Source organism: Terrabacter sp. P5_B1, from assembly GCF_056400505.1.
This window is the reverse complement of record NZ_JBFULD010000592.1, coordinates 1-944: the sequence shown is the minus strand read 5'-3', so window position 1 is coordinate 944 and position 944 is coordinate 1. Positions and strand designations below refer to the sequence as shown.

1 protein-coding gene and 1 pseudogene are annotated in these 944 nt (G+C 71.8%); one reads left to right on the top strand and one right to left on the bottom strand.

Annotation, left to right across the window (positions count from 1 at the left end; genetic code table 11):
* On the bottom strand, positions 1–549 hold a 549-nt coding region (locus AC1DP0_RS22265), incomplete at its 3' end, for an NAD(P)/FAD-dependent oxidoreductase (protein WP_478088819.1).
* Positions 550–687: 138 nt separating this feature from the next.
* Between AC1DP0_RS22265 and AC1DP0_RS22260 the strand changes: the two are divergent.
* Positions 688–944 (top strand): annotated as a pseudogene (locus AC1DP0_RS22260) (hypothetical protein); the annotation flags it as partial.

Below are 944 nucleotides of genomic sequence, written 5' to 3'. Positions count from 1 at the left end.
GTCACCGCTCAGGACGTCGAAGGTGATGTCCCCGCCCGAGGCGTGGATGTGCTCGATCTCCTCGAGGAGGGTCCGGCGCTCCTCGGCGGTCCGGTAGGCGGCCGTGAACGACTTCGCCTCGTAGGTCTCGGCGTCGACGCCACCCGCCTTCAGCAGGTCGAAGCTCTGCAGCGACAGGTCGTTGACGGGCACGAGTGCGCCCATCGCCTTCTTCCAGGCCGTCATCGTGCTGTGGCGGGTGAAGCCGGTGACGAAGCGGAGGAAGTCCGGTCGGGCGCTGGGCGGCACGTAGACGGGCGAGCTCGGGCTGAGCACGGCACGCAGGCCGTACTTGAGCACGGCGGGCTCGGGCAGGGGGGTCGCGATGCCGGGCGTCAGCCAGCCGGCGTTGCCCCACGAGGCACCGGCGGCGACGCCGTCGCGGTCGATGACGGTCACCTCGACGCCACGCTCCTGGAGGAACCAGGCGGTCGCCAGACCGACCATGCCGGCGCCGACGACGGCGACGCGCTCGGGGACGGGGGTACCGGCGGGGGTCACGGCGGGCATGAGATCGACTCCTGTGTCAGGTCTGGTGAGTGCCTTGCCTCCATGGTGGGGCCGTTCCGACGTGAGGCTCTCGTGCTGCCATACCAGGGGTTCCGCGCCTGATTGTGCTGGCAGGACAACGTGCGAGACAGTGGTCGTATGCCGTCAGCTCCGTCGCGCTCGACCCGTCGGTCGGCGACCCGCACGTCGTCGACGACTCCGGTGGGCCTGCCGATCGCGCAGCTCGTCGGCGCCCTCGGTGGGGGCCTGCTCACCGTGGTCGTCGACGCGGGCGGCCCGGCCGTCGACGACGTGACGCTCGCCGAGCCGGGGTCGGGGGTCTTCGGCCAGGAGGGTGACCTGCTGCTCGGCGTCGGCATCGAACGTCCCGCCGAGGCGGCCGCCCTGCTCGAGGG